The sequence below is a fragment of the Leptothrix sp. (in: b-proteobacteria) genome (genome assembly GCF_965250675.1).
In the GTDB taxonomy this organism is placed as follows: Bacteria; Pseudomonadota; Gammaproteobacteria; order Burkholderiales; family Burkholderiaceae_C; genus Sphaerotilus.
Genome location: NZ_CBDFPH010000001.1, coordinates 511,014 through 535,588, shown reverse-complemented (window position 1 = coordinate 535,588; position 24,575 = coordinate 511,014). Strand labels below are relative to the sequence as shown.

General features: G+C 65.0%; 24 protein-coding genes and 2 pseudogenes. 23 read left to right on the top strand and 3 right to left on the bottom strand.

Going from position 1 to position 24,575, the window contains the following annotated elements; all coding sequences use genetic code 11:
- Positions 1-27: 27 nt before the first annotated feature.
- The 7 genes and pseudogenes from AC5IG3_RS02295 to AC5IG3_RS02265 all read left to right on the top strand — a co-directional run bounded on the left by AC5IG3_RS02295 (position 28) and on the right by AC5IG3_RS02265 (position 7,124).
- Positions 28-1,059, top strand: a complete 1,032-nt coding sequence (locus AC5IG3_RS02295) for a glycosyltransferase family 2 protein (protein WP_491904655.1) — start codon at positions 28-30, stop codon at positions 1,057-1,059.
- Positions 1,060-1,077: 18 nt separating this feature from the next.
- Positions 1,078-2,064 carry a glycosyltransferase family 2 protein gene (locus tag AC5IG3_RS02290; RefSeq protein WP_491904654.1) on the top strand — a complete coding sequence of 329 codons (987 nt, stop codon included), beginning with the start codon at positions 1,078-1,080 and terminating at the stop codon, positions 2,062-2,064.
- Positions 2,065-2,211: 147 nt separating this feature from the next.
- Positions 2,212-3,273, top strand: a complete 1,062-nt coding sequence (locus tag AC5IG3_RS02285) for a glycosyltransferase family 4 protein (RefSeq protein ID WP_491904653.1) — start codon at positions 2,212-2,214, stop codon at positions 3,271-3,273.
- Positions 3,270-3,638, top strand: a pseudogene (locus AC5IG3_RS02280) (glycosyltransferase); the annotation flags it as partial. The gene AC5IG3_RS02285 and the pseudogene AC5IG3_RS02280, both read left to right, overlap by 4 nt.
- 756 nt (positions 3,639-4,394) lie before the next feature.
- Positions 4,395-4,571 (top strand): annotated as a pseudogene (locus AC5IG3_RS02275) (DapH/DapD/GlmU-related protein); the annotation flags it as partial.
- A 119-nt stretch (positions 4,572-4,690) separates the two neighbouring features.
- On the top strand, positions 4,691-5,698 hold the full coding sequence (locus AC5IG3_RS02270; RefSeq protein WP_491904652.1) for an EpsG family protein: 1,008 nt from the start codon (positions 4,691-4,693) through the stop codon (positions 5,696-5,698).
- A 223-nt stretch (positions 5,699-5,921) separates the two neighbouring features.
- Positions 5,922-7,124: a glycosyltransferase family 4 protein gene (locus AC5IG3_RS02265; protein ID WP_491904651.1), complete on the top strand. Its 1,203-nt coding sequence runs from the start codon at positions 5,922-5,924 to the stop codon at positions 7,122-7,124.
- Here AC5IG3_RS02265 and AC5IG3_RS02260 read toward each other — a convergent pair.
- Entirely contained in the window at positions 7,109-7,495 is a 387-nt protein-coding gene (locus AC5IG3_RS02260) for a polysaccharide biosynthesis protein (protein WP_491904650.1), read from the bottom strand. The genes AC5IG3_RS02265 and AC5IG3_RS02260 overlap by 16 nt on opposite strands.
- A gap of 105 nt (positions 7,496-7,600) precedes the next feature.
- Here AC5IG3_RS02260 and AC5IG3_RS02255 point away from each other — a divergent pair, with 105 nt between their 5' ends.
- Both AC5IG3_RS02255 and AC5IG3_RS02250 read left to right on the top strand, forming a co-directional pair.
- Positions 7,601-8,692: an MraY family glycosyltransferase gene (locus AC5IG3_RS02255; RefSeq protein ID WP_491904649.1), complete on the top strand. Its 1,092-nt coding sequence runs from the start codon at positions 7,601-7,603 to the stop codon at positions 8,690-8,692.
- Between the two features lie 85 nt (positions 8,693-8,777).
- Positions 8,778-10,277 carry a DEAD/DEAH box helicase gene (locus tag AC5IG3_RS02250; protein ID WP_491904648.1) on the top strand — a complete coding sequence of 500 codons (1,500 nt, stop codon included), beginning with the start codon at positions 8,778-8,780 and terminating at the stop codon, positions 10,275-10,277.
- A gap of 57 nt (positions 10,278-10,334) precedes the next feature.
- On the opposite strand, the gene AC5IG3_RS02245 is transcribed toward AC5IG3_RS02250, so the two are convergent.
- Positions 10,335-11,129 (bottom strand): SAM-dependent methyltransferase, encoded by a 795-nt coding sequence (locus AC5IG3_RS02245; RefSeq protein ID WP_491904647.1) that lies wholly within the window; start codon positions 11,127-11,129, stop codon positions 10,335-10,337.
- Complete coding sequence (locus tag AC5IG3_RS02240; protein ID WP_491904646.1) at positions 11,126-11,743, bottom strand: Maf family nucleotide pyrophosphatase; 618 nt, start codon at positions 11,741-11,743, stop codon at positions 11,126-11,128. Before AC5IG3_RS02240 ends, AC5IG3_RS02245 begins: the two co-directional genes overlap by 4 nt.
- A gap of 42 nt (positions 11,744-11,785) precedes the next feature.
- Between AC5IG3_RS02240 and AC5IG3_RS02235 the strand changes: the two genes are divergently transcribed.
- The 14 genes from AC5IG3_RS02235 to rnc all read left to right on the top strand — a co-directional run bounded on the left by AC5IG3_RS02235 (position 11,786) and on the right by rnc (position 24,572).
- Complete coding sequence (locus tag AC5IG3_RS02235) at positions 11,786-12,388, top strand: YceD family protein (RefSeq protein WP_491904645.1); 603 nt, start codon at positions 11,786-11,788, stop codon at positions 12,386-12,388.
- Positions 12,389-12,476: 88 nt separating this feature from the next.
- On the top strand, positions 12,477-12,659 hold the full coding sequence (gene rpmF / locus AC5IG3_RS02230; protein WP_491904644.1) for a 50S ribosomal protein L32: 183 nt from the start codon (positions 12,477-12,479) through the stop codon (positions 12,657-12,659).
- A 139-nt stretch (positions 12,660-12,798) separates the two neighbouring features.
- Positions 12,799-13,866, top strand: coding sequence for a phosphate acyltransferase PlsX (gene plsX / locus AC5IG3_RS02225; protein ID WP_491905035.1), 1,068 nt, complete (start codon positions 12,799-12,801; stop codon positions 13,864-13,866).
- Positions 13,863-14,852 carry a beta-ketoacyl-ACP synthase III gene (locus AC5IG3_RS02220; protein WP_491904643.1) on the top strand — a complete coding sequence of 330 codons (990 nt, stop codon included), beginning with the start codon at positions 13,863-13,865 and terminating at the stop codon, positions 14,850-14,852. Before plsX ends, AC5IG3_RS02220 begins: the two co-directional genes overlap by 4 nt.
- Before the next feature lie 94 nt (positions 14,853-14,946).
- Complete coding sequence (gene fabD / locus AC5IG3_RS02215; protein ID WP_491904642.1) at positions 14,947-15,885, top strand: ACP S-malonyltransferase; 939 nt, start codon at positions 14,947-14,949, stop codon at positions 15,883-15,885.
- A gap of 35 nt (positions 15,886-15,920) precedes the next feature.
- Positions 15,921-16,667 carry a 3-oxoacyl-ACP reductase FabG gene (gene fabG / locus AC5IG3_RS02210; protein WP_491904641.1) on the top strand — a complete coding sequence of 249 codons (747 nt, stop codon included), beginning with the start codon at positions 15,921-15,923 and terminating at the stop codon, positions 16,665-16,667.
- 152 nt (positions 16,668-16,819) lie between these two features.
- Positions 16,820-17,059: an acyl carrier protein gene (gene acpP, locus AC5IG3_RS02205; protein ID WP_491904640.1), complete on the top strand. Its 240-nt coding sequence runs from the start codon at positions 16,820-16,822 to the stop codon at positions 17,057-17,059.
- A 51-nt stretch (positions 17,060-17,110) separates the two neighbouring features.
- Positions 17,111-18,355: a beta-ketoacyl-ACP synthase II gene (fabF, locus tag AC5IG3_RS02200; protein WP_491904639.1), complete on the top strand. Its 1,245-nt coding sequence runs from the start codon at positions 17,111-17,113 to the stop codon at positions 18,353-18,355.
- Positions 18,356-18,384: 29 nt separating this feature from the next.
- Complete coding sequence (locus AC5IG3_RS02195; protein ID WP_491904638.1) at positions 18,385-18,924, top strand: hypothetical protein; 540 nt, start codon at positions 18,385-18,387, stop codon at positions 18,922-18,924.
- 32 nt (positions 18,925-18,956) lie between these two features.
- Positions 18,957-20,486, top strand: coding sequence for a DegQ family serine endoprotease (locus AC5IG3_RS02190; protein WP_491904637.1), 1,530 nt, complete (start codon positions 18,957-18,959; stop codon positions 20,484-20,486).
- A gap of 138 nt (positions 20,487-20,624) precedes the next feature.
- Positions 20,625-22,433 (top strand): translation elongation factor 4, encoded by a 1,809-nt coding sequence (lepA, locus tag AC5IG3_RS02185; RefSeq protein WP_491904636.1) that lies wholly within the window; start codon positions 20,625-20,627, stop codon positions 22,431-22,433.
- A gap of 48 nt (positions 22,434-22,481) precedes the next feature.
- Positions 22,482-23,450 (top strand): signal peptidase I, encoded by a 969-nt coding sequence (gene lepB, locus AC5IG3_RS02180; protein WP_491904635.1) that lies wholly within the window; start codon positions 22,482-22,484, stop codon positions 23,448-23,450.
- 55 nt (positions 23,451-23,505) lie between these two features.
- Entirely contained in the window at positions 23,506-23,880 is a 375-nt protein-coding gene (locus AC5IG3_RS02175; protein ID WP_491904634.1) for a DUF4845 domain-containing protein, read from the top strand.
- On the top strand, positions 23,877-24,572 hold the full coding sequence (rnc, locus tag AC5IG3_RS02170; RefSeq protein ID WP_491904633.1) for a ribonuclease III: 696 nt from the start codon (positions 23,877-23,879) through the stop codon (positions 24,570-24,572). The genes AC5IG3_RS02175 and rnc overlap by 4 nt, the downstream gene beginning before the upstream one ends.
- The last annotated feature ends 3 nt before the right edge of the window (positions 24,573-24,575 follow it).

Here is a 24,575-nt window from a genome sequence, read left to right as displayed (position 1 = left end):
CCAGAGCATCCCACCAAACGAACTACCATGAGCCCTGCTGCCCGCGCCGATGCGCCGCTGATCACCATCGCGATCCCGACCTTCAATCGGATCGAAATGTTGACGGAAACACTGGAGGAACTGGCGCGCCAGGACGGCTTCTATGACGCAGACCTGGAAATCGTCATTTCCGACAATGCATCGCCGGTCGACCCGACGGCGGTGCTGCGTGAGTTCGAACGCCGCCACAACCGGCCGCTTGTGCTGCACCGCAATGCCAGCAACGAGGGCATCGACGGCAATATCCACCGCGTCGGTGAACTGGCCACCGGGCGCTACATCCTCTTCATGTCGGACGACGACGTGCTCCTGTCCGGCTCGCTGCGGCGGCTGCAAGCGATGGTGCGTGAGCACCCGGACATGCTGTTTTGCTTCGTCAACGGCTACTCCTTCAGGGGTACATACGACCCGACCTTCCGCGCCCCGCCCATCATCAAGCTCGACAGCACGCTGGTGACACGGAGCAACGACGCGCTGCTCGAGGCCATCGGCGTCTGGTCCACTTTCTTGTCGGCCTTTTTCGTCGAGCGCCAAGCCTGGGTGAGCGTCCCGAACCCAACGCAACATCTCGGCACCGACATCTACCTGACCCATGTGCTGCTGCGCCTGCTGGCAGCGCAACCACAGCGCACCAAGATCGTGACCGCCGATGCGCTGGTCGCTGCGCGCGACGCCTTCACAGGCAGCTACCGCATGTTCCACGCCTTCGGGCTGCACTTCATGAAACTGCTGCTGGAGCAGGCTCCGGGCCTGGGCTTCTCAGCCGCGACGATCGCCGCAGTCAAGCGCCGCACCATGCGCGACACGCTGCCGAGCATGATCCTGATCGTGCGCATGGGCGCCAAGCCACGCGCGCTTACACTCGTTGAGCACCATCAATTGCTGCGCTACACCTGGTGGGAACCCATCGCCTGGACGCGCATGGTGCCGCTAATGCTGATACCGCAAGCGGGGCTGTACGGACTGCGTTGGCTGCGACGCCGCCTCCGCGGGCGGGCGCCAAGCGCCGCCGCCGTCTGACCCCCAGACCTCGATCTCATGACTACTCTCGGCATTTGCATTCCCACCTACAAGCGGCCGGATTTCCTGCGCCGTTGCGTACTGTCCGCGCTGGAGGCCGCGGGTGACCGTCCCGTCCGCGTCTTCATCGCCGACGACTCGATGGACGACACGAACACCGCGCTGTACGCCGAACTGGCCCGACTCTCGGAACGAATAGTCATCAGTCGAAATCCGATCAACCTGGGCATTGACGACAACATTCAGTGCTCCGTCGACATGTGTGACTGCGATTACGCCTGGATCGTCGGTGAGGACGACTACTTCCTGCCAGGCGCCGTGCAGCGCGTTCATGACCTGCTGCAACGGTCGTCGAGCGCGTTCGTGTTTGCCAACTACGTCTACGTGAGCGACGACGGCGGGCGCGTCATCGACCAAGCCCTCCATGCACCACCCGCGCAGATGCCCGGCACGGACTTTGTCGCTAGCCATCTCTGGGCCGCTGGTTTCATCGGCGGCTGCATCATCGACCGACGGCGCTGGGCCGCCACGTCCCCGACGCCTTACAAAGGCACCTATTACACGCACGTCGGCCGCATTTGCGAACTGCTGGCCGCGCCGGGAGCCGTCGCAGGCCTCATCTCCGAACCCTCTGTCGCGAACCGCGTCGACGGGACGGACACTTTTACCTGGAAGCACGATTCCTACGGCGTGTTCTTTGGCTTCCAGGCCATGTGCGCGGCCGTCGCGCGTCAGTTTCCGGTCATCGCCGCCCAAGCTCAGACAGCTGCCGAGGTCATGGAACATCGCTATCAATGGCTTTCGCTTCGCGTGGCCATGCGTCTACGCTCAGAGTTGGGATATGACAAGGCGCAGTTTCACCGCTACTTGGCCTCGCATATCCGAAACCCGATCAAGCGATTGGCGCTGTACGTCATCAGCATCACCCCTCCGGGCATGCTGCGCTCGCTGGTCAGCGGGTATCGACGGCTGCGACGTCCCACGACCCACAATCCCGCCACGTAGACAGCGGGCATCGAACGCCCGCCACTCGCGGATTCGTAGACATACGAAAGGGAATCGTACCTATCGGCGCCCAGCCAGCGGCTCGGACAAACGGATTTTCCCGCGAGCAACTCGCAGCAGACTCCTTCAACATCCCATATATCCATCGTGCGCGTACACATCGACGGAATCATTTTTTCCCTCCAGAAACACGGTGGTATCACAACCTATTTCCGTGAGCTGTTCAGGCGTTACACACCGGAGCATGGCGTCTGTCTGACCCTTGAACAGCCGGTTCAGCAAGTCTTTTCGGACGCCGATGCTCCCGCAGTGGCGCGCCTTGAACGGCCCGGCCGCCGACTGGAGCGGATGCGCCGTGCGCGACCGCCCGGTGATAAGCGGTTCGATGTATATCACTCGACATACTATCGCCGCCCAGTTGATGCTTCGCAACCAAGCGTGGTGACCGTACACGACTTCGTCTATCAACGCTTCGTGCGCGGGCAAAAGAAATGGCGCCACCAATGGGAGATGGTCGGTGCCATTCGACAAGCGCAACACATCATCTGCATTTCCGAGGCAACGCGTCAGGACCTGCTGGAGTTTGTTCCGATCCGTGCCAGCCAGCAGATCAGCGTCATTCACCACGGCGTTCCCGAATTCTTCCATCTACTTCCGGATCAAGAATTTGCCACTCTGACCTCGGGTCATCGACCTTTCATACTGTTCGTTGGGCAGCGCGGTGGCTACAAGAATTTCGCGCTGGCCCTTGCCGCGCTGAGTCTCCTGCCCGACTTCGAATTGCACTGTGTGGGCGGTGGCCCGTTGAGCGAAGACGAACTTGCGGCGGTCCCCTCGACCACGCGTGATCGCGTGCGCCATCTCGGTTTCGTCGATGACGCGCGGCTGAATCTCCTCTACAACCAGGCCCAGTGCCTCCTCTATCCGTCGTTGTACGAGGGGTTTGGAATCCCGGTGCTTGAGGCGATGCGAGCCGGATGTCCTGTCGTATGCATCGACTGCAAGGCCGTCATCGAGATCGGCGGAGCAGCGCTGTGCGTGTCCGAAGACAGCCGCGACCCGGCCTCGCTCGCCAAAGCCGTCATGGTCACGACCGACCGACAAACACGCACCGAGTTGCGAAGACTCGGACTGGAACAGTGCCAACAGTTCAGTTGGGATCGCTGTTTCGACCAGACGCTCGCGGCCTATCGCAGCTTGGTGCCATGACGGGCGACTCGCCTGCGGGCCCATCCGCCCCACCCCCAATGACCACGGCCTCTTCCACCCCGCTCATTTCCGTCGTCGTCGCGGTTCGCAATGCCGAACACACGCTGCGGCGCACGCTGCAGTCGCTGGTGGCACAGACCGCACGCGACTTCGAAATCGTCCTGATCGATGGCGCCTCAACTGACGGCACGCTGCGCGTGGCCGGGGAGTTCAGCAAGGACATCGCCTTCCAACTCTCGGAACCGGACACCGGCATTGCGGACGCTTGGAACAAGGGCGTTCGCCATGCCCGCGGCGGTTGGATCATCTTCCTGAATGCTGGTGACCTGCTGCACCGGGATCACTTCACGCGCGCCATGCCCCTGTTGCAAGAGGGTGCGCAACGGCCAACGATCCTGTATAGCGACGTCCTCAAGTTCAACGACCGCAACGAGCCCACGGTCTCCATTCGGGGCGCCCCCCCGACGGCGCGCGGCATTGCCCGCGGGGGTGTAGGTTTTGCTCATCCTGGTAGCCTCGCTTCGGCAACCTGCTTTGCAAAGATCGGGCATTTCGACACCAGCTTGCGTATTGCCATCGACACGGACTGGCTACTGCGGATCTTCCGCGCTGGATGCGATTTCAAGCGTTTTGACAGCGTCGCCTACATGGCGGAAGGCGGGGTGAGCGACCGCAAGTTCGGCAAGGCGATGCACGAGTACTTCCTCTGCACCACCCGCCTAGGCCTCACCAGCCATCGGTATGCGGCCACTGCCAGCCGCCTTCTGCCTGCGGTGCGCCGGGTGCTGCACGTGTATCGGTCGGTGTTTCGCAGTCCGCTGCGCACGCTCAAACATCTGCTGGTGAGCATCGCCAACAGTCTGGCCCAGTGCCTGCCTTTTTATTGGATGCGCCGGATTTACTTCGGTCTGCTGGGTTTCCAACTCGGGCAGCGCGCATCCATCGGCATGGGCTTCCAGTTCTACAAGCCGGGTGGCGTGACTCTCGGCGAGGGCTCCGTTGTCAATCGTTCCTGCCTGTTCGATAACCGCGGAACCATCCAGGTTGGCAGGCAGGTTTCCATTGCCAGAAATGTCGCGATCTTCACTGCCGGCCACGACCCTGAATCCCCCTTCTTCGAAATGGTGATCGCGCCCGTTCGAATTGACGATCACGCGGTGATTTTCGCGAACGCGAATATCATGCCCGGCGTGCGCATCGGTGCAGGCGCCGTGATCTACGCTGGTGCCGTCGTCACCAAGGATGTCGATCCCATGGCTATCGTGGGCGGCGTGCCCGCGCGCACGATCGGTCGTCGCCACACAATTCCTGAATACGCGCTTAACTACACCTATCCACAAGCGATGTAATTGGCCGTCAATTCCACACCGGCTCGACACTTATGTTCCCATATGTAGCCCTTTCATTCCTGGCGGCGATGGCGATCGCTCACGCATCGCTGACGATCGGGCGACCGAATTTTCGTGTTCATCCGCTCGTCACACTGGCGCCATTGATACTAGCAAGCACGCTGATTGCCGGACTGCGCTACCAGACAGGCGGAGACTGGCAAATCTACGAAGAATGGTTTAACAGCTTCTCCTTCGACTCGATCTTCACCTTCGGAGTGGAACCCGGGTGGATCGCATACTCGCTCATTCTCCGAAAGTTGGGCCTCGATTTCGACTTGTACCTACTCGTGACGGCTTTGCTTTCCAATGTCTTGATATGGAAGGGATTGCATCAGGTATTGGGAAATCGCCGTGTGGCGATCATCTGCTTCGGCTTTTATTGCCTTATCGTCTTTTACAGCGCCCAGATGTTCTACATCCGGGCGGGCCTTGCAGCAGGACTATTTCTCTGCGCAATCGCGGCATCACGGCAATCCAAGCTGCGCGCCGGGGCCATTCTTGGCGCCGCCATCCTTGCACACTCCGCGGCCGCGCTGGCAGCTCTGATTTACCTGTGCATCAGGCTAGGCGCTCGCAACAGATTCTGGCTACTGACCTCGGTATTCGGACTTGCCATAATTTTTTCCTTCATATCGGCGCTGTTCCTGCCGAAGGTCTACATCGAAGGCGACTTTGCGGAAGCACGCAGCCTGAACTTCAAAGCCTTCCTCGGATTAGTATTGTTCGCGACCATCATCTTCAGGCTCGATCACTTCAAAGAACAGTATTCAGCGGAGGCCGCCGCCATTTCCATCGCCGCCCTGACGACTCCCTACATGTTCGACTCATTTGAAGTGGGCGGGCGGGTACGGATGTTTTTCTCGCCGATGGATGGGCTGCCCATCTATTTCCTGGTGAGCCAGCTCGTCGGAAGACGCAACGCCGCCGTTCCATTGCTCATTGCCAGCGGCATGTTTGTTTTCATCTATTGGACCAACCCTTACGTCCTTGAGTTGTTTACGCCATACCGAACCTGGCTTGCCCATTTTTTTTGATGCCCCATCGACGCCCTGCGTCTGATAGACCCCAAGGACCGACAAACACCTTGCCGGCCGCAGATCTCACCTGCGCATATGACTTGCCTGCGGAACACATGACAAACATTCCACCCCGGCAGCCCACCGTCCTAGCACGCCAGATTCCATTTTGGTCATCGCCGTGGGCACTTGCGTCAGTCCACGCGCATGCGTCATGGCGTGCGCAAGGGAAGGCATCGGCATGAAGCGCCTTTTGGTCCTCACGCCGCGTTTTCCGTACCCCGTGGTCGGTGGCGACCGCCTGCGCATCTATCAACTCTGCCGCGCCCTCTCGGCCCGATATCGGCTGACCTTGCTCAGCTTGTGCGACACCGCCACGGAGATGGCCATGCCCTTGCCTGATGACGGTGTCTTCCATCGGGTCGAGCGCATCTATTTGCCCAAGTGGCGCTCGTGGCTGAGCAGCGCACTTGCGCTTCCAGGGCGGACGCCGTTGCAGGTGGCGTACTACCGCCACGAGGGATTCCGTCAACGTGCGCTTGAGTTGATGACCGAACATGCCGGCGCGCTGGCTCACTTGATCCGAGTGGGCGACGTGATCAAGGATGTGCCGGGCGCCAAGTTCCTCGAGATGACCGATGCCATCTCGTTGAACTACGAACGGATCCGCTCGACCCGCGTATCCAAAAGTGACCTTCGCGCCCGGATCTATTCGCTGGAGGCGGATCGCTTGCGTGCCTACGAAGAGGAGATCGTTGACCACTTCGATCACAGCTTTCTGGTCTCCGACATCGACCGTCGCCATCTGTTTGGCGCCCGACCGGAGAAACTTTCACGCGTCAGCGTCGTCTCAAACGGTGTCGCCCTGGACACGATGCCGTACCAGTTCGATGCAGGCGGGCGGGACATCGTCTTCATCGGCAACATGTTCAGCCTGCAGAACTTCGATGCGGCGATGTACATGTCTTCGGAGGTCTTGCCGCTGATCCGTCGCATCCGCCCCGATGTCCGTCTTCGCCTGATCGGTCGAATCCGTCCCGACCAGGCCGCACAACTCGCCGCTTTCGACGGCGTCGATGTCAGTGGCGAGGTGCCCGATGTGGCTGTCGCAGCCCGAGGTGGCGCCGTGGGCGTGTGTCCATTGCGCCTCGGCGCGGGAGTTCAGAACAAAGTACTCGAGTACATGGCGTTGGGCCTGCCCACCGTGTCGACAACCATGGGCCTGGAAGGCTTCGAGGCCCAGGATGAACGAGATCTGCTGGTGGCCAACGGGACCGAAGAGCTGGCTGCTGCCGTGCTGCGCGCGTTGAACGATCGCGGCTTCGCGGAAGTGATGGCTAAGAATGCCCGCCACTATGTCGAAGCGACCCACTCATGGGCCGCGATGCTCGCGCCGATGGTCGAGACCATCGACGCCCGATTGCAAGCTCAGCCGGGCGGCTGAGCCCACACCGAACCATTTCCGATCGAGCGCACGGAGGCTGCCCCTTCCGGTAAGGTCGCCCGTTCGTGGCAGACAGGCCAGGTCGCGACTAGTTTTCGCGGGTGCCTGTTGAACTCGGCACGTACTCCTGCACGAAACGGGACAAGCCGCTTGCGACCTCGCTGCGGAGGCGCCCGGCGGTACCCTGCGTCGTGGCAAGCCACTCCAACAGGTCCCCCACCCCCGTGGCGCCCAGCTTGGCTGGGCCTCATGTTGGAAATCCGCGTCGGCAGCGTCTTGTCGGAGTCTGCGATCAACTCCTCAAAGAGTTTCTCGCCCGGACGCAGGCCCGTGAAAAGGATGCCGACGTCATGCTCGCCACGCCCCGACATGAACCGCCCCGGGTCAGTTCAAAGGCGGGGCGGTTCACTTAAAGTGGCGCGATGCTACGAACAGACTCCAAAGTGAAGCACATGACGAACTCATAATTCGCCCCCATGACGCTGCTCATCATCGCCTTCCTCACCGCCTTCCTCGTCACCATGGCCGTCGTGCGCTTCTCGCACACCCACGCCCACCTGACGAACGACCATGATCTGGCGGGTGTGCAGAAGTTCCACTCCAGCCCGGTGCCGCGCGTGGGGGGGCTGGGCATCGTGTGTGCGGTGGTGATGGGCGCGGGGTTGTTGCACTGGCGCTACCCGTCGACGGGTGCCACGCCCTGGCTGCTGGTGGCTTGCGGGATGCCGGCGTTTCTGTCGGGGATCACCGAGGACGTGACCAAGAGCGTGAGTCCGCGGCGGCGGTTGGCGTTCACGGCGCTGTCGGCCGTGCTGGCAGGGTGGCTGATGGATGCACTGATCCGCCGCACCGACCTCCCCGGGCTGGACTGGGTGGTGGGTTTCTGGCTGGGCGCGCTGGTGGTGACGGTGTTTGCGGTGGCGGGGGTGGCCAATTCGGTGAATCTGATCGATGGGTTCAACGGGCTGTCGTCGATGTGCGTGCTGATGATGCTGATGAGCCTGGCGTATGTAGGCTTCGAGACCGGCGACCGGTTTGTGGCGTCGATGGCGCTGATCGGCGTGGGGGCGGTGTTCGGCTTCTTTGTGTGGAACTTTCCGGCCGGGCTGATTTTTCTGGGCGATGGCGGCGCCTACTTCCTGGGTTTCTACTTGGCGGAGTTGGCGATCCTGCTGATGGCGCGCAATTCAGACGTGTCGCCACTGTTTCCGCTGCTGATGTGCATTTACCCGATCTTTGAGACGGTGTTCTCGATGTACCGGCGCAAGCTGCTGCAGGGCAAGCCGGTGGGCATGCCGGATGCCGCGCACCTGCACAGCCTGATCTACCGTCGGCTGGTGCGGGCGCCGGGGCGACGCCACGGCCCGCGCGAGATGTCGCGGCGCAACTCGATGACATCGCCCTTCCTGTGGCTGCTGTGCATGCTGTCGCTGGCACCCGCGATGCTGTGGTGGAACAGCACGCCGATCCTGGCGGCATTCATCGTGCTGTTCGGCCTGAGCTATCTGGCGCTGTACTGGCGCATCGTGCGCTTCAAGACGCCGCGCTGGATGGTGATGCGGCGCTGAGGCACAACCTTGCGCGCGCAACTGGAAACGCATGGAAGGGGTTGACGCGCCAGCGCGATCCGGGTTGCAGCGATAATCCTTAGACATGACCGATCTTTCTCAGGCCGCGGCACCGGATGCCGCACCCGACGCCGTCCCCGAACCGGCACGCTTCAACACCCTGCCGCTGGACGCCAAGCTCCAGCGGGCCATTGTCGACGCCGGTTACGCCACCATGACGCCGATCCAGGCCAAGGCGATTCCGATCGTCCTGGCCGGCCGTGACGTGATGGGTGCGGCCCAGACCGGCACCGGCAAGACGGCGGCGTTCTCGCTGCCGCTGCTGCAGAAGATGCTGCGGCACGAGAGCAACAGTGCCTCGCCCGCCCGCCACCCGGTGCGCGCGCTGGTGCTGGCACCGACGCGGGAGCTGGCCGACCAGGTCGCCGTCAACATCAAGATGTACGCCAAGCACAGCGATCTGCGCGTGGCCTGCGTGTTTGGCGGCGTCGACATCGGCCCGCAGACGGCGGAACTCAAGCGCGGCGTGGAAGTGCTGATCGCCACGCCGGGCCGCCTGCTGGACCACATCCAGATGAAGAACTGCCAGCTGGGGCAGGTCGAGTACGTGGTGCTCGATGAAGCGGACCGCATGCTCGACATCGGCTTCCTGCCGGACCTGCAGCGCATCCTGAGCTTCCTGCCCAAGGCGCGGCAGACGCTGCTGTTCTCGGCGACGTTCTCGCCCGAGATCAAGAAGCTGGCGCAGAGCTATCTGCAAGACCCGCTGCTGGTGGAAGTGGCACGCGCCAACGCCACGGCGACCAATGTGGAGCAGCGCTTCTACAGCGTCGGCGACGACGACAAGCGCCACGCCATACGCCAGATCCTGCGCGAGCGCGGCATCAAGCAGGCCATCATCTTCGTGAACTCCAAGCTCGGCGCGGCGCGCCTGGCGCGCTCGTTCGAGCGCGACGGCATGCGTACATCAGCCCTGCATGGCGACAAGTCGCAGGACGAGCGCCTGAAGTCGCTGGCCGCGTTCAAGGCCGGTGAGGTCGATCTGCTGGTGGCCACCGACGTGGCCGCACGCGGCCTGGACATTGCCGATCTGCCGGCGGTGTTCAACTTCGACATTCCGTTCAACGCCGAAGACTATGTGCACCGCATCGGCCGCACGGGTCGCGCGGGCGCCTCAGGCTTGGCGGTGTCGCTGGCCACGCGCGACGACGCCCGGCTGGTGGCCGACATCGAGAAGCTGATCAACAAGAAGATCGAGCTGGAAACGCTGGAGGTCCGCGACGAGCGCCCCCGCTACCGCCGCCGCGACGAAGAGCCAGCGGTTGCCAACATCGGCGCTGCCACCCCTGTGCATGCGCCTGCCCCGGCTTACGCGCCGGCCGCGCCGCGCTACAGCCGGCCGACCTCGCGTCAAGCGCAGTCCGACCCATTCTTTGACCGCCCCTACGAGCCGGACGCCAACGCCGCGCCGGTGTGGGAGAGCGCCGCAGCGGTGTCCGCCGCCAACCGCGGCAGCAGCGTGAGCCGCTTCATCAAGCCCAAGCGCAAGGTCGCCACCTTGCTGGGCGGCACGCTGCCGACTTGACAGGCTGCAAGGCCTGACGCGTGTGGAGGGCGGCTTTCGAGCCGCCCTTTGACTTTGTCAGGCCAGGAACGCGAACACCGCCGGCACGCTGGCGGGCAGGTCCAGCGGTGACTGGCGCCACTGCGCCACGCTCATCGTGCGGGTGAAGCCACCGGTGAGCGTCAGGCCGCAGCTCACGCTCAGCCAGGTCTGCGGCGCCAGCACCTCCAGCAAGGCCGCCAGCACGGCGGCGTTGCGGTAGGGAGTCTCGATCAGCAGCTGGGTCTGCTGCTGGCGACGCGAATGCGCTTCCAGTTCGCGCAGGCGCAGCGTGCGGGCGGCGCTGTCGGTGGGCAGATAGCCCACGAACGCGAAGCTCTGGCCGTTGAGGCCGCTGGCCCCCAAGGCCAGCATCAATGAACTCGGGCCCGACAACGGCAGCACCGCGATGCCTTGCGCATGGGCGGCCCGCACCAGCGCTGCACCGGGATCTGCAATGGCCGGCAAGCCCGCCTCGGACACCAGCCCCAGATCGTGGCCCTGCAAGGCCGGCGCGAGCAGCGCGACCCAGTCGATGGCCGGCGCCGCCGCACGCGCGCCGCCTTTGGGCGGACGCGGCAGTTCACGAATCTCGATCTCCTGCAGCGGCACGACCAGCGGCACGACCGCATGGACGCGCTTGAGCAGCGCACGCGCCGAGCGGGCGTTCTCGGCCACCCAGTGCCGCAAGCCGGCGGCAGCGCGCACGGCACCGAGCGGCAACACCTCTTGCAAGTCAGGCGGTGGGGCACCTTCAGCCAACGTGCCCAGGTCCAGGGTGTTGGGGATCAGCAGCAGGCGACCCTTGGGGCCGGCGTGGCGGGGCGCGTTCATGCCGAGGCTCCGCTGACAACCTGCATCAAGGGATCGATGCCTGCGGCGCGCAGCAAGGCGCTGGTGCGGATCAGCGGCAGGCCGATCAGCGCGGTGGGGTCGTCAGACTCGATCGCGTCGAGCAGGCGGATGCCCAGGCCCTCGCACTTGGCGCTGCCGGCGCAGTCGTAGGGCTGCTCCAGCCGCAGGTAGGTCTCGATCTCGGCATCGGTGAGGTTCAGAAAGCGCACGCGCACCGGCACCACGGCGGCTTCAAGGTGACCGCTGGCGGCATGCGCCAGCGCCACGGCGGTGTGGAACAGCACTTCGCGCCCGCGCATGGCCTGCAGTTGGCGCACGGCCCGGGTGTGATCGCCCGGCTTGCCGATGGCCACGCCATCAAGCTCGGCCACCTGGTCGGAGCCGATCACCCAGCTGTGCGGAAAGCGCTCGGCCACGGCCTGTGCCTTGGCACGCGCCAGGCGCAGGCTGGTGGCTGCGGGCGTCTCGCCGGGCAGGGTGGACTCATCGACGTGCGGTGCGATCACCTCGAAGGGCAGGCGCAGGCGTTGCAGCAATTCGCGCCGGTAAGGCGAGGTCGAAGCGAGGATCAAATGGGGCGTCACAACAGTCATGACGCGATTGTTCCCTGTTTCGCGCCGCGTAAACTTCTCGCCATGAAACACCGCGACTTCAAGCCCCGCCACCTCGACATCACCGCCTTCGCCGAGGCCGGCACCGACCTGGACGGCCAGACGCCGCTGCATGAGCTGGAGCGCCTGGCGGCCTCCACCTACAACGCCGGTGAGCTGCCCGCCATGATTGCCTGGCACGCCCGCGCCGAGTTGCGACCGCAGAGCGGCAGCGCGCCGGAACTCTGGCTGCACCTGACGGCGCAGACCAGCATCGCGCTGGAATGCCAGCGCTGCCTGGAGCCGGCGCAACACGTGCTGGACATCGACAACTGGTTTCGCTTCGCCGCCACCGAAGAACAGGCTGCGGCGCTGGATGCCGAGTCCGACCACGACGTGCTGGCGCAAAGCGTCAACTTCGACCTGCTGGAATTGATCGAGGACGAGTTGCTGCTCGCCCTGCCCGTGATCCCGCGCCACGAGGTCTGCCCGCCATCGGTGGTGGATGCACACACTGTCGGCACGTCCGCTGAAGGCCACCCGGACGACGCTGCCGGCGAGGCCCGCCCCGACGACAAGCCCAACCCGTTCGCCGTGCTGGCCTCCTTGCGGCGCGGGCCGGTGACGCCGGAATCAGACGGCTCCTGAGTCGCTTGCCCAAGGAGTTGGCGCACGGTGGCGCGGGTCATGCTAGACTCTTGGGCTTTTCCGACTTGGAAATCCCAAGGAGTCAGTCATGGCCGTTCAGCAAAACAAGAAGTCGCCCTCCAAGCGTGGTATGCACCGTTCGCACAATGCCCTGGTCACCCCGGGTACCGCGATCGAAACCACCACGGGCGAAGTTCATCTGCGTCACCACATCAGCCCGACGGGCTTTTACCGTGGTCGCAAGGTCCTCAAGACCAAGGCCGACGCGTAAGCACCGGTTTGGCAACGCACGGCACCCCTGTCGTGCGGATGCGCACTGAGACCCCCGATTCGGCGACCGCCCTTTGCGGTCTTCGCTCAATGCGCCGCATCAGATCTTGACCGTGCCTACATCCCCCGCTTTGCGTCCGATTCGCCTAGCTGTCGATTGCATGGGTGGTGACCACGGCCCTGCCGTGACGCTGCCTGCGTGCCGCAGCTTCTTGCGCAATCACCCGGAAGCCGAGCTGCTGCTCGTCGGTCGTGCCGAGGCACTGGCCGAAGCCGCCGGCTGGGAGCGCTGCCGCGTGGTGGCCGCCACTGAAGTCGTCGAAATGGACGACCCGGTGGAAATTGCCCTGCGCAAGAAACGGGATTCATCGATGCGCGTCGCCATCGCGCAGGTCAAGGCCGGCGATCAGCCTGCTGCGGCCGACGCGTGCGTGTCGGCCGGCAACACCGGCGCCTTGATGGCGGTGGCGCGTTACCTGCTCAAGACGCTGGACGGCATCGACCGCCCGGCGATTGCATCGGTGATGCCCAACGCGCACGATGGCTACACCACCGTGCTCGACCTGGGCGCCAACGTGGACTGCAGCGCCGAGCATCTGGTGCAGTTCGCGCTGATGGGAAGCGCGCTGGTGGCGGCGGTCGAGGGCAAGGGGCAGCCGAGCGTGGGCCTGCTCAACATCGGCGAAGAAGCCATCAAGGGCAACGAGGTCATCAAGCGGGCCGGCGAAATGCTGCGCGCGATGGGGGCCGCCGGTCACTTGAACTTCTACGGCAACGTCGAAGGCAACGACATCTTCAAGGGCACGACCGATCTGGTGGTGTGCGATGGCTTTGTCGGCAACGTGGCGCTGAAAACCGCTGAAGGACTGGCAGGCATGCTGTCGAACTTCATCAAGCAGGAATTCACGCGCACGCCCTACGCCAAGCTGGCCGCGCTGATTGCGATGCCGGTGCTCAAGCATTTCAAGCAGCGCATCGACCACCGTCGCTACAACGGCGCAGCACTGCTGGGCCTGCGCGGGCTGGTGTTCAAGAGCCACGGCTCGGCCGACGCGCTCGCCTTCGAGAACGCCCTCAACCGCGCCTACGACGCTGCCCGCAATGGCTTGCTCGAGCGCGTGCATCAGCGCATCGTCTCCAGCCTGCACGCCCTGCCCGGCGCCACCTCCAACCGCACCGAGCCTGCCGTCGCACGCCAAGCCGCATGAGCACCCCCACCCCATTCAGCCGCATCAGCGGCACCGGCAGCACGCTGCCCGCCCGTCGCCTGAGCAACGCCGACCTGGTGGCCGAACTGGCTGCGCAGGGCGTCGAAAGCTCGGACGACTGGATCGTCGAACGCACCGGCATCCGGGCGCGCCACTTCGCGGCGGCAGATCAGTCGTCCAGCGACCTGGCGGTTGACGCCGCGCGTCTGGCGCTGGAGGCTGCCGGCCTGACCGGCAGCGACATCGGCCTGATCATCGTCGCGACCTCCACGCCCGACATGGTGTTCCCGTCGACGGCGACCATCGTGCAGCGCAAGCTCGGCATCACCAACGGCTGCCCGGCGTTTGACGTGCAGGCGGTGTGCTCGGGCTTCGTCTACGGCCTGACCGTGGCCGACGCCATGATCCGCACCGGCACGGCGCGCCACGCGCTGGTGATTGGCGCCGAGGTGTTCTCGCGCATCCTCGATTTCAAGGACCGCACCACCTGCGTGCTGTTCGGCGACGGCGCCGGCGCCGTGGTGCTGTCGGCCAGTGACGTCCCCGGCATCCTGGCCACCGATCTGCACGCCGATGGCCGCCACGTCGACATCCTGTGCGTGCCGGGCACGGTCTCGGGCGGTCAGGTGCTGGGCGACCCGCTGCTGAAGATGGACGGCCAGGCCGTCTTCAAGCTTGCCGTGGGCGTGCTTGAACAGGCCGCGCGCGCCGTGCTGACCAAAGCCGGACGCACGGACGCCGACATCGACTGGCTGATCCCGCACCAGGCCAACATCCGCATCATGCAGAGCACGGCCAAGAAGCTGAAGCTGCCGCTGGACAAGCTGGTCGTCACGGTCGACCAGCACGGCAACACCTCGGCCGCCTCGATTCCGCTGGCACTCGACCACGCCGTGCGCAGCGGCAAGGTGCAGCGCGGCGACACGCTCATGCTCGAAGGCGTGGGTGGCGGCTTCACCTGGGGCGCGGTGCTGCTCGACTACTGAGCACCGTCGGGCCCGCGATCCCCGCCGATCCGCCCGACCTGCCGTACGCGACAGACCCTGCTTTCTGAATTCACCTCGACACAAGGTTCACACCATGACCGCGTTCGCCTTCGTATTTCCCGGCCAGGGCTCCCAATCGGTGGGCATGCTCAACGCTTGGGGCGATCACCCCGCCGTGCGCGAGACGCTGGCCGAAGCCAGTGCCGCGCTCGGTGAAGACGTCGCCAGGCTGATCGCCGAAGGCTCCAAGGACGCGCTGGACCTGACCACCAACACCCAGCCGGTGATGCTGACGGCCGGCATCGCCAACTACCGCGTCTGGCGGGCTGAAGGCGGCGCAGAACCCGCGGCCGTGGCCGGCCATTCGCTGGGCGAGTACACCGCGCTGGTCGCCGCCGGCGTGCTGACGCTGGCCGACGCGCTGCCGCTGGTGCGCCTGCGTGCCCAGGCGATGCAGGACGCCGTGCCGGTCGGCACCGGCGGCATGGCCGCCATCCTGGGCCTGGACGCCGCCGCCGTGATCGAAGGCTGCGCGCAAGCGGCGGCCGAGAGCGGCGAAGTGGTCGAGGCCGTCAACTTCAACGATCCCAAGCAGATCGTGATCGCCGGCAGCAAGGCCGGCGTCGAGAAGGGCTGCGAGGTGCTCAAGGCCCGTGGCGCCAAGCGCACGCTGCCGCTGCCGGTGTCGGCGCCCTTCCACTCCAGCCTGATGAAGCCCGCCGCCGAGCGCCTGCGCGAGCGTCTTGCCAGCATCACGCTGGCCGCACCCCGCATGCCGGTGCTCAACAACATCGACGTCGCGGTGCAGACCGAGGCCGATGCCATTCGCGACGCGCTCTACCGCCAGGCCTTCGGCCCGGTGCGCTGGGTCGAGTTGGTACAAGCCCTGAAGGCGCATGGGCTGACGCATGTGATCGAATGCGGCCCGGGCAAGGTGCTGGCCGGCATGGTCAAGCGCATTGACGCCGAACTCGTCAGCGCCACGATCTTCGACCCCGCCAGCCTGGCCGACGTCAAGACGCTGCTGGCCTGAAACCCGATCCGACCCCGTCGTCACTGGAACACCTCATGAGCACCGAATCGGCTCCCAAGCAAGTCGCCCTCGTCACCGGCGCCAGCCGTGGCATCGGCCGCGCCATTGCCACCACGCTGGCGCAGGCCGGCTTCAAGGTCATCGGCACCGCCACGAGCGAGAGCGGCGCGCAGGCCATCGGCGACGCGCTGGCCGAATGGGGCGGCCGTGGCCTGGCGCTGAACGTGACCGATGCGGCTGCGCTGGACGCGGCCATCGACAGCATCGTCAAGGCCGAAGGCGGCTTGCACGTGCTGGTCAACAACGCCGGCATCACCCGCGACACGCTGGCCATGCGCCTGAAGGACGACGACTGGGATGCGGTGATCGACACCAACCTCAAGGCCGTCTTCCGCGCCTGCCGCGCCGCCATCAAGCCGATGATGAAGCAGCGCTTCGGCCGCATCGTCAACATCACCTCGGTGGTCGGCGCCTCGGGCAACCCGGGCCAGGCTAACTACTGCGCCTCGAAGGCCGGCGTGGCGGGCATGACGCGTTCGCTGGCGCGCGAACTCGGCAGCCGCAACATCACGGTCAACTGCGTCGCGCCCGGCTTCATCGCCACCGACATGACCGAGACACTGCCCGAAACCCAGAAAACCGCCCTGATGGCACAGATCCCGCTAGGCCGCCTGGGTTCGCCCGAGGACATCGCCGGTGCGGTGGCCTACCTGGTGTCGCCGCAAGGCGGCTACATCACCGGCAGCGAATTGCACGTCAACGGCGGCATGTACATGGGCTGAGGCCCACCCGCCGCGACAGGATCCGTTTTTTTATTGACCGACGACGGCCCGTTTTCATCCTGCACGGGCCGCTGTCGGGGCGTCGGAAATATGTCATTCCGTGCCTTTAGAATTGCAGGCTGTTTTTCCCAACACTCTCCTGGAGGAGATTCATGAGCGACATCGAAGCACGCGTCAAGAAGATCATTGCTGAACAACTCGGCGTGGCTGAAGCTGAAGTCATCAGCGAAAAGGCTTTCGTGGCCGACCTGGGCGCTGACTCGCTCGACACGGTTGAACTCGTGATGGCGCTGGAAGACGAATTCGGCATCGAAATCCCCGATGAAGAAGCCGAGAAGATCACCACGGTCCAGCTCGCCATCGATTACGCCAAGAACAACGCCAAGGCCTGAGCGCCTTCGGCTTGAAAAATTCTTGAGTCGCCACCTGCAGCAGATCTCCGCATGAGCCGTCGTCGTATCGTCGTAACCGGTCTTGGCCTTGTGACCCCCGTGGGGAACACGGTGGCCGAGTCCTGGGACAACCTGATCGCCGGACGCTCCGGCATCGACACCGTGAAGCGCTTCGATGCGTCGAACCTGTCGGTGCGGTTCGCCGGCGAGGTCAAGGGCTTCAACATCGAGGATTACATCCCCGCCAAGGAAGCCCGGCACATGGACGCGTTCATCCACTTTGGTGTGGCAGCTTCGCTGCAGGCCATCAAGGATGCGGGGCTGCCGAGTGGCGACGCGCTGACCGAAGAGCTGGCCGAGCGGGTCGGCGTGCTGGTGGGCTCGGGCATCGGCGGTCTGCCGATGATCGAAGCCACCCACGAGGAATACCGCAACCGCGGCCCACGCCGCATCTCGCCGTTCTTCGTGCCGGCCTCGATCATCAACATGATCTCGGGCCACGTGTCGATCCAGTGCGGCTTCAAGGGCCCGAACCTGGCCATCGTCACGGCCTGCACCACCGGCCTGCACAGCATCGGCATGGCCGCGCGCCTGATCGAATGCGGTGACGCGGACGTGATGGTGGCCGGCGGCGCCGAATCGACCATCTCGCCGCTGGGCATCGGCGGCTTCGCGGCCGCCCGTGCGCTGTCGAGCCGCAACGACGACCCGACCACCGCGTCCCGCCCCTGGGACAAGGACCGCGACGGCTTCGTGCTGGGCGAAGGCGCCGGCGTGATGGTGCTCGAAGAATACGAACACGCCAAGAAGCGCGGCGCCAAGATCTACGCCGAGTTCGGCGGCTTCGGCATGACCGGCGACGCGTATCACATGACCGCGCCCAACGTCGACGGCCCCAAGCGCTCGATGCAGCTCGCGCTGCGCAACGCCGGCCTCAACGCCGATGCGGTGCAGTACGTCAACGCCCACGGCACCTCGACGCCGCTGGGTGACGCCAACGAGACCAACGCCATCAAGCTGGCGTTCGGCGACCATGCCAAGCAGTTGGTGGTCAACTCCACCAAGTCCATGACCGGCCACCTGCTGGGCGGCGCGGGCGGCATGGAGTCGGTCTTCACGGTGCTGGCGCTGCATCACCAGATCTCGCCCCCGACGATCAACATCTTCAACCAGGATCCCGAGTGCGACCTGGACTACTGCGCCAACACCGCGCGTGAGATGAAGATCGACGCCGCCGTGAAGAACAACTTCGGCTTCGGCGGCACCAACGGCACGCTGGTCTTCCGCAAGGCCTGACCCGCGCGGCATGACCCAGGCAGGCGGCGATGCAATCCGCCCCTGCCGTGTCCATCACGCTTCAAGACGAGCCGGGCTGGCGCGCAGCGATTGCGCTGCTGACCCTGGCAGCGCCGTTGTGTGTGCTGATCTGGTGGGCGTGGCATGCATCCACCAGCGCATACCCCCAATCATTGACACGCACGGCCATGCATGCCGTCGCGCTGCTGGTCACTACCGGTCTCGCCGCCAGTGCCTGGGCCTTGCGTCGTGCGCCGGTGCGACGCCTGAGCTGGGATGGCCAGCAGTGGTGGGCCGACCTCAAACCCGCTTTCGACCACCGCGTACCGGACGCCGCCCTGCCCGGCCAAGTGGCGCTGCAACTCGATCTGGGCGGCTGGATGCTGCTGAAATTCCGCGCCACATCACCCGCAGAGTCGCGCTGGCGACCGCCCACTTACTGGCTGGCCGTCAGCGAGCGCCTGCAGCATGCGCCGTGGCATGCCTTGCGCTGCGCCGTGCACGACAGCGCCCGCAAAGCCACCGGAAACTCCAGAGCAACAGAGCCTCCGTACACTGGCGTCGTGTGAACTTTCACCACTTCAAACCCACCGAGGATTGCATGCTTGAAAGTACGACTCCGATGAACCGGCTGCGCTCTACCCTGGGCACCACCCTGACCACGGTGCTGACCGCCACCCTGCTGGCACTGCCGCTGGCCAGCGGCAGTGCCGCCGCCCAGCCCGCAACCTCTGCAACCGCCACGGCCTCCGCACGCGGCTTGCCGGACTTCGCGGATCTGGTCGAGCAGGTCGGCCCCGCCGTCGTCAACATCCGCACCAGTTCCAAGCAGGCCGCCGCACGGGCCGAAGCCGCACCGGACGAGGAGATGCAGGAGTTCTTCCGTCGCTTCTTCGGCGTGCCCGTGCCACGCCCCGACCAGCGCCCGGACCCGCGTCGCAACCAGCAGCCCAAGCCCGATCCGGACGAGGACCGCACGCCGCGCGGCGTCGGCTCGGGCTTCATCACCTCGGCCGACGGCTATGTGATGACCAACGCCCACGTGGTCGACGGCGCCGACGAAGTCGTCGTACGCCTGACCGACAAGCGCGAGTTCAAGGCCCGCGTGGTCGGCTCGGACAAGCGCACCGACGTGGCGGTGCTCAAGATCGAAGCCACCGGCCTGCCAACCGTCAAGCTCGGCGATGTCGGCCGGCTGCGCGTGGGCGAATGGGTGATCGCGATCGGCTCGCCGTTCGACCTGGACAACACCGTCACCGCCGGCATCGTCAGCGCCAAGGCGCGCGACACCGGCGACCTGGTGCCCTTCATCCAGACCGACGTCGCCATCAACCCCGGCAACTCGGGCGGCCCGCTGATCAACATGCGCGGCGAGGTGGTGGGCGTCAACTCGCAAATCTACAGTCGGTCTGGCGGATACATGGGCATCTCGTTCGCGATTCCGATCGACGAGGCCAGCCGCGTGGCCGACCAGCTGCGCAGCAAGGGCCGCGTGGTGCGGGGCCGCATCGGCGTGCAGATCGGCGAAGTGACCAAGGAAGTGGCCGATTCGCTGGGCCTGAGCCGCGCGGCGGGCGCGCTGGTGCGCTCGGTCGAGCCGGGCGGCCCGGCCGACAAGGCGGGCCTGGAGCCGGGTGACATCGTCACACGCTTCGACGGCAAGCCGGTCGAGAAGTGGAACGACCTGCCGCGCCTGGTGGGCAACACCGCGCCCGGCGTCAAGAGCACGATCCAGGTCTGGCGGCGCGGCGCGAGCCGCGACCTGAGCCTGACCGTGGTCGAACTCGAAAGCGACACCGCCAAGCGCCCGGCCAGCACGGAGCCTGCGCCCAAGAAGCCGGCCACGCCCACCGTCATCGGCCTGCTGGGCCTGAGCGTGAACGACCTCACCGAGGCGCAGCGCGCCGAGCTCAAGATCAAGGGCGGCATCCTGATCGAAGGCGTTGACGGCCCGGCCAGCCGCGCCGGCCTGCAAGCGGGCGACGTGATCCTGTCGCTGGCCAACACCGAAGTCACCGGCGTCAAGCAGTTCGAGGCGCTGGTGGCCAAGCTCGACAAGGCCAAACCCGTCAACCTGCTGTTTCGCCGTGGCGAGTGGGCGCAGTACGCGGTGATCAAGCCAGCGCGCTGAACAACGCAACTGCACCGGGCTGGCTACAATGAGGGCCCAGCAAAGCAGTTGCCAAACCTTTTTGTTGGAAGGCGCGTCATCGCTTGGACGTGCCTTTTTTTTGTTTCTGGCACGCCCGCTTCGCGCCTTGATTGACCCATGGACCACATCAGAAATTTTTCGATCATTGCCCACATCGACCACGGCAAGAGCACGCTGGCCGATCGCATCATTCAACGCTGCGGGGGCTTGAGCGACCGTGAGATGGAAGCCCAGGTGCTGGACTCGATGGACATCGAGCGCGAGCGCGGTATCACCATCAAGGCCCAGACCGCCGCGCTGCAGTACAAGGCCCGTGACGGCAAGGTCTACAACCTCAACCTGATCGACACGCCCGGCCACGTCGACTTCTCGTACGAAGTCAGCCGCTCGCTGTCGGCCTGCGAAGGCGCGCTGCTGGTGGTGGATGCCAGCCAGGGCGTCGAGGCGCAGACGGTGGCCAACTGCTACACCGCGCTCGACCTCGGCGTCGAGGTGGTGCCGGTGCTCAACAAGATGGATCTGCCCAACGCAGATCCCGACAACGCCAAGGCCGAGATCGAGGACGTGATCGGCATCGACGCCGACGACGCCATTCCCTGCTCGGCCAAGACCGGCCTGGGCATCGACGACATCATCGAAGCCGTCATCACCCGCATGCCGCCACCCAAGGGCGACCCGGACGGCCCGCTGCGCGCCATGATCGTCGACAGCTGGTTTGATACCTACGTCGGCGTGGTGATGCTGGTGCGCGTGGTCGACGGTGTGCTCAAGAAGGGCGAGCGCATCCGCATGATGGCCACCAACACGGTCTACCCGGCCGAGCACCTGGGCGTGTTCACGCCCAAGAGCGAAGACCGCGACGCGCTGCGCGCGGGCGAGGTCGGCTTCATCATCGCCGGCATCAAGGAGCTGCAGGCAGCCAAGGTCGGCGACACCATCACGATCGAGAAGAAGCTGCCCAACAACGCCGGCCCGGCGACCGAGGCGCTGCCCGGCTTCAAGGAAATCCAGCCGCAGGTGTTTGCCGGCCTGTATCCGACCGAAGCGAGCGAATACGACCAGCTGCGCGACGCGCTGGAAAAGCTCAAGTTGAACGACAGCTCGCTGCGCTACGAGCCCGAGGTCAGCCAGGCGCTGGGCTTCGGCTTCCGCTGCGGCTTCCTCGGCCTGCTGCACATGGAGATCGTGCAGGAGCGTCTGGAGCGCGAGTTCGACCAGGACCTGATCACGACCGCGCCGAGCGTGGTCTACGAGGTGATGCTCGGTGACGGCTCGGTGATCGAAGTCGAGAACCCGAGCAAGATGCCCGAGATCGGCAAGATCCAGGAGATCCGCGAGCCCATCGTCACGGTCCACCTGTACATGCCGCAGGACTACGTCGGCCCGGTCATGACGCTGGCCAACCAGAAGCGTGGCGTGCAGCTCAACATGGCCTACCACGGCCGCCAGGTCATGCTGACCTACGAGATGCCGCTGGCCGAGATCGTGCTGGACTTCTTCGACAAGCTCAAATCCGTGTCGCGCGGCTACGCCTCGATGGACTACGAGTTCAAGGAGAACCGCGCGTCCGACGTCGTCAAGGTCGACATCATGATCAACGGTGACCGGGTCGACGCGCTGTCGATCATCGTGCACCGGGCGCAGAGCCAGTTCCGCGGCCGCGCCGTGGCGGCCAAGATGCGCGAACAGATTCCGCGCCAGATGTACGACGTGGCCATCCAGGCGGCCATCGGCGCCAACATCATCGCCCGCGAGAACATCAAGGCGCTGCGCAAGAACGTGCTGGCAAAATGCTATGGCGGCGACATCAGCCGCAAGCGCAAGCTGCTTGAGAAGCAGAAAGCCGGCAAGAAGCGCATGAAGCAGATCGGCTCGGTCGAGGTGCCTCAGGAGGCCTTCCTGGCCATCCTGCAGGTCGATGACTGACCTCAGCCCGCCCGCACGCCGCTGCCGATTCACCCTAGCAAAGACTTCATGGCCACCATCACCGGCATCCTCTACGCCTGCCTGATCACCTACGGCCTGGGCTGGTACCTGGGCAAATGGAGCGGCAACTTCTCGCTGCTGCTCTTCATGCTCACCATGGTGACCCTGGCCTACTGGCTGGCCGAGCGCTTCGTGTTCCTGCCGCGCCGCCGTGCAGCGGCGGCACAACTCGAAAGCCAGGACACCGAGCGCCGCAGCAAGCTCGCCGACCTGGGCATTGCCCGGGTCGACAGCAACCTCGAACCGGCCCGCCAGGCCCTGCTGGCCCAGCCCTGGTGGCTGGACTGGACCGCCGGCCTGTTCCCGGTGATCCTGATGGTGTTCGTGCTGCGCTCATTCCTGTTCGAGCCGTTCAAGATTCCGTCGGGCTCGATGATTCCGACGCTCGAAATCGGCGACCTGATCCTGGTCAACAAGTTCCACTACGGCGTGCGCCTGCCGGTGGTCAACAAGAAGATCATTGCCAATAATGTTCCGCAGCGTGGCGACGTGATGGTGTTCCGCTATCCCGTCGACCCGAGCATCGACTTCATCAAGCGCGTGGTCGGTGTGCCGGGCGACGAGATCACCTACGTGAATCAGAAGCTCAGCGTCAACGGCAAGCCGGTGCCGCTGGAAACCCTGGACGACTACTACGACGATGACCGCCGGACCTACTCGAAACAATACCGGGAACAGTTTGGCGACGTCAGCCACCGCATTCTGGTCGACCCGAGCCTGCCGTCGAGCTACGGCATGCGCGCCCGCCAGTTCCCGTACAGCGAGAACTGCCGCTATACCGCCGAAGGTGTGACGTGCAAGGTGCCCGCCGGCCACTATTTCATGATGGGCGACAACCGCGACAACTCCGAAGACTCGCGCTTCTGGGGTTTCGTGCCCGACGAGAACATCGTCGGCCGCGCCTTCATGGTCTGGATGAACTTCGGCAACCTCAAGCGCGTCGGCCTGTTCCATTGATCACAGCGATCGCATCGAAACGGCTCGGCCGGATGTCCTGCTGCGGAGACAGAAGATGAAAACGCCTCACTTCCCCGACCTGACGGGCCCCGAGCGGGGCATCACGCTGATCGGACTGCTGTTCTGGGCCATCCTGATCTCGATGGCCGCGCTGCTGACGCTGCGCGTGGTGCCCACGGTCAACGAGTTCTACACCCTCAAGCGCGCGGTGGCCAAGGTCGCCACCACCGGCGGCAACACCGTGCCGGAAATCCGCGCGGCGTTTGATCGCTACAAGGATGTGGAATACGCCATCACCTCGGTCTCGGGCAAGGACCTCGAGATCACCAAGGAGGGCGAGCGCATCGTGGTGAGCTTTGCCTACGACAAGCAGATCGAGATCCTCGGCCCCGTCTACCTGCTGATCAAGTACCGCGGCGATTCGAAATGAACCCAGCTCTGGATGCCCTGCAACAACGCATCGGCCACATCTTTGCCCGCCCTGAACTGCTGACGCTGGCGCTCACGCACCGCAGCTTCGGCGTCGATCACAACGAGCGCCTGGAGTTCCTCGGCGACGCGGTGCTCAACCTGGCCGTCTCCGACCTGCTGTTCGACGAGTTCCATGACGCGCCCGAAGGCGACCTGACCCGCATCCGCGCGCACCTGGTGCGCCAGGACATGCTGCACCGCCTGGCGCTGTCGCTGCAGTTGCCCGACGTGCTGCGCCTGTCCGAGGGCGAAGCGCGCGGCGGCGGCGCGCAGCGGCCGTCGATCCTGGCCGACGTGATGGAAGCCGTGATCGGCGCCGTCTACCGCGACGCCGGCTTTGCCGCCGCCGAGGCGCTGGTGCGCCGGCTGTTCGAGCCGCTGGTGACCGAAACCGCCAGCCAGGCCTGGGCCAAGGACGCCAAGACCCAGTTGCAGGAATGGCTGCAGGGCCGCAGACTGAGCGTGCCCGAATACCGCATTGAAACCACCCGCGGCCGCGCGCACGACCAGACCTTCGTGGTGGTCTGCAGCATCGCCAGCCCCAACTCCTCTCAGCGCATCGAAGGTCGTGGCGAAGGCCGCTCCCGCCGCGCGGCTGAACAAGAAGCCGCCTCCACAGTGCTGGCCCGACTCAGCGCCTCCAACGAATGACCC

Excerpts from the sequence above, each read along its gene's own strand:
- rnc (WP_491904633.1), top strand. The coding sequence starts at position 23,877 with ATGAACCCAGCTCTGGATGCCCTGCAACAACGCATCGGCCACATCTTT.
- AC5IG3_RS02195 (WP_491904638.1), top strand. The coding sequence starts at position 18,385 with ATGCAATCCGCCCCTGCCGTGTCCATCACGCTTCAAGACGAGCCGGGC.
- AC5IG3_RS02250 (WP_491904648.1), top strand. The coding sequence starts at position 8,778 with ATGACCGATCTTTCTCAGGCCGCGGCACCGGATGCCGCACCCGACGCC.
- fabG (WP_491904641.1), top strand. The coding sequence starts at position 15,921 with ATGAGCACCGAATCGGCTCCCAAGCAAGTCGCCCTCGTCACCGGCGCC.
- AC5IG3_RS02260 (WP_491904650.1), bottom strand. The coding sequence starts at position 7,495 with ATGTCGGGGCGTGGCGAGCATGACGTCGGCATCCTTTTCACGGGCCTG.
- fabD (WP_491904642.1), top strand. The coding sequence starts at position 14,947 with ATGACCGCGTTCGCCTTCGTATTTCCCGGCCAGGGCTCCCAATCGGTG.
- lepA (WP_491904636.1), top strand. The coding sequence starts at position 20,625 with ATGGACCACATCAGAAATTTTTCGATCATTGCCCACATCGACCACGGC.
- AC5IG3_RS02175 (WP_491904634.1), top strand. The coding sequence starts at position 23,506 with ATGAAAACGCCTCACTTCCCCGACCTGACGGGCCCCGAGCGGGGCATC.
- AC5IG3_RS02190 (WP_491904637.1), top strand. The coding sequence starts at position 18,957 with ATGCTTGAAAGTACGACTCCGATGAACCGGCTGCGCTCTACCCTGGGC.
- AC5IG3_RS02295 (WP_491904655.1), top strand. The coding sequence starts at position 28 with ATGAGCCCTGCTGCCCGCGCCGATGCGCCGCTGATCACCATCGCGATC.
- rpmF (WP_491904644.1), top strand. The coding sequence starts at position 12,477 with ATGGCCGTTCAGCAAAACAAGAAGTCGCCCTCCAAGCGTGGTATGCAC.
- acpP (WP_491904640.1), top strand. The coding sequence starts at position 16,820 with ATGAGCGACATCGAAGCACGCGTCAAGAAGATCATTGCTGAACAACTC.
- fabF (WP_491904639.1), top strand. The coding sequence starts at position 17,111 with ATGAGCCGTCGTCGTATCGTCGTAACCGGTCTTGGCCTTGTGACCCCC.
- AC5IG3_RS02245 (WP_491904647.1), bottom strand. The coding sequence starts at position 11,129 with ATGAACGCGCCCCGCCACGCCGGCCCCAAGGGTCGCCTGCTGCTGATC.
- AC5IG3_RS02270 (WP_491904652.1), top strand. The coding sequence starts at position 4,691 with ATGGCGATCGCTCACGCATCGCTGACGATCGGGCGACCGAATTTTCGT.
- AC5IG3_RS02255 (WP_491904649.1), top strand. The coding sequence starts at position 7,601 with ATGACGCTGCTCATCATCGCCTTCCTCACCGCCTTCCTCGTCACCATG.
- AC5IG3_RS02265 (WP_491904651.1), top strand. The coding sequence starts at position 5,922 with ATGAAGCGCCTTTTGGTCCTCACGCCGCGTTTTCCGTACCCCGTGGTC.
- AC5IG3_RS02290 (WP_491904654.1), top strand. The coding sequence starts at position 1,078 with ATGACTACTCTCGGCATTTGCATTCCCACCTACAAGCGGCCGGATTTC.
- AC5IG3_RS02220 (WP_491904643.1), top strand. The coding sequence starts at position 13,863 with ATGAGCACCCCCACCCCATTCAGCCGCATCAGCGGCACCGGCAGCACG.
- AC5IG3_RS02235 (WP_491904645.1), top strand. The coding sequence starts at position 11,786 with ATGAAACACCGCGACTTCAAGCCCCGCCACCTCGACATCACCGCCTTC.
- AC5IG3_RS02240 (WP_491904646.1), bottom strand. The coding sequence starts at position 11,743 with ATGACTGTTGTGACGCCCCATTTGATCCTCGCTTCGACCTCGCCTTAC.
- lepB (WP_491904635.1), top strand. The coding sequence starts at position 22,482 with ATGGCCACCATCACCGGCATCCTCTACGCCTGCCTGATCACCTACGGC.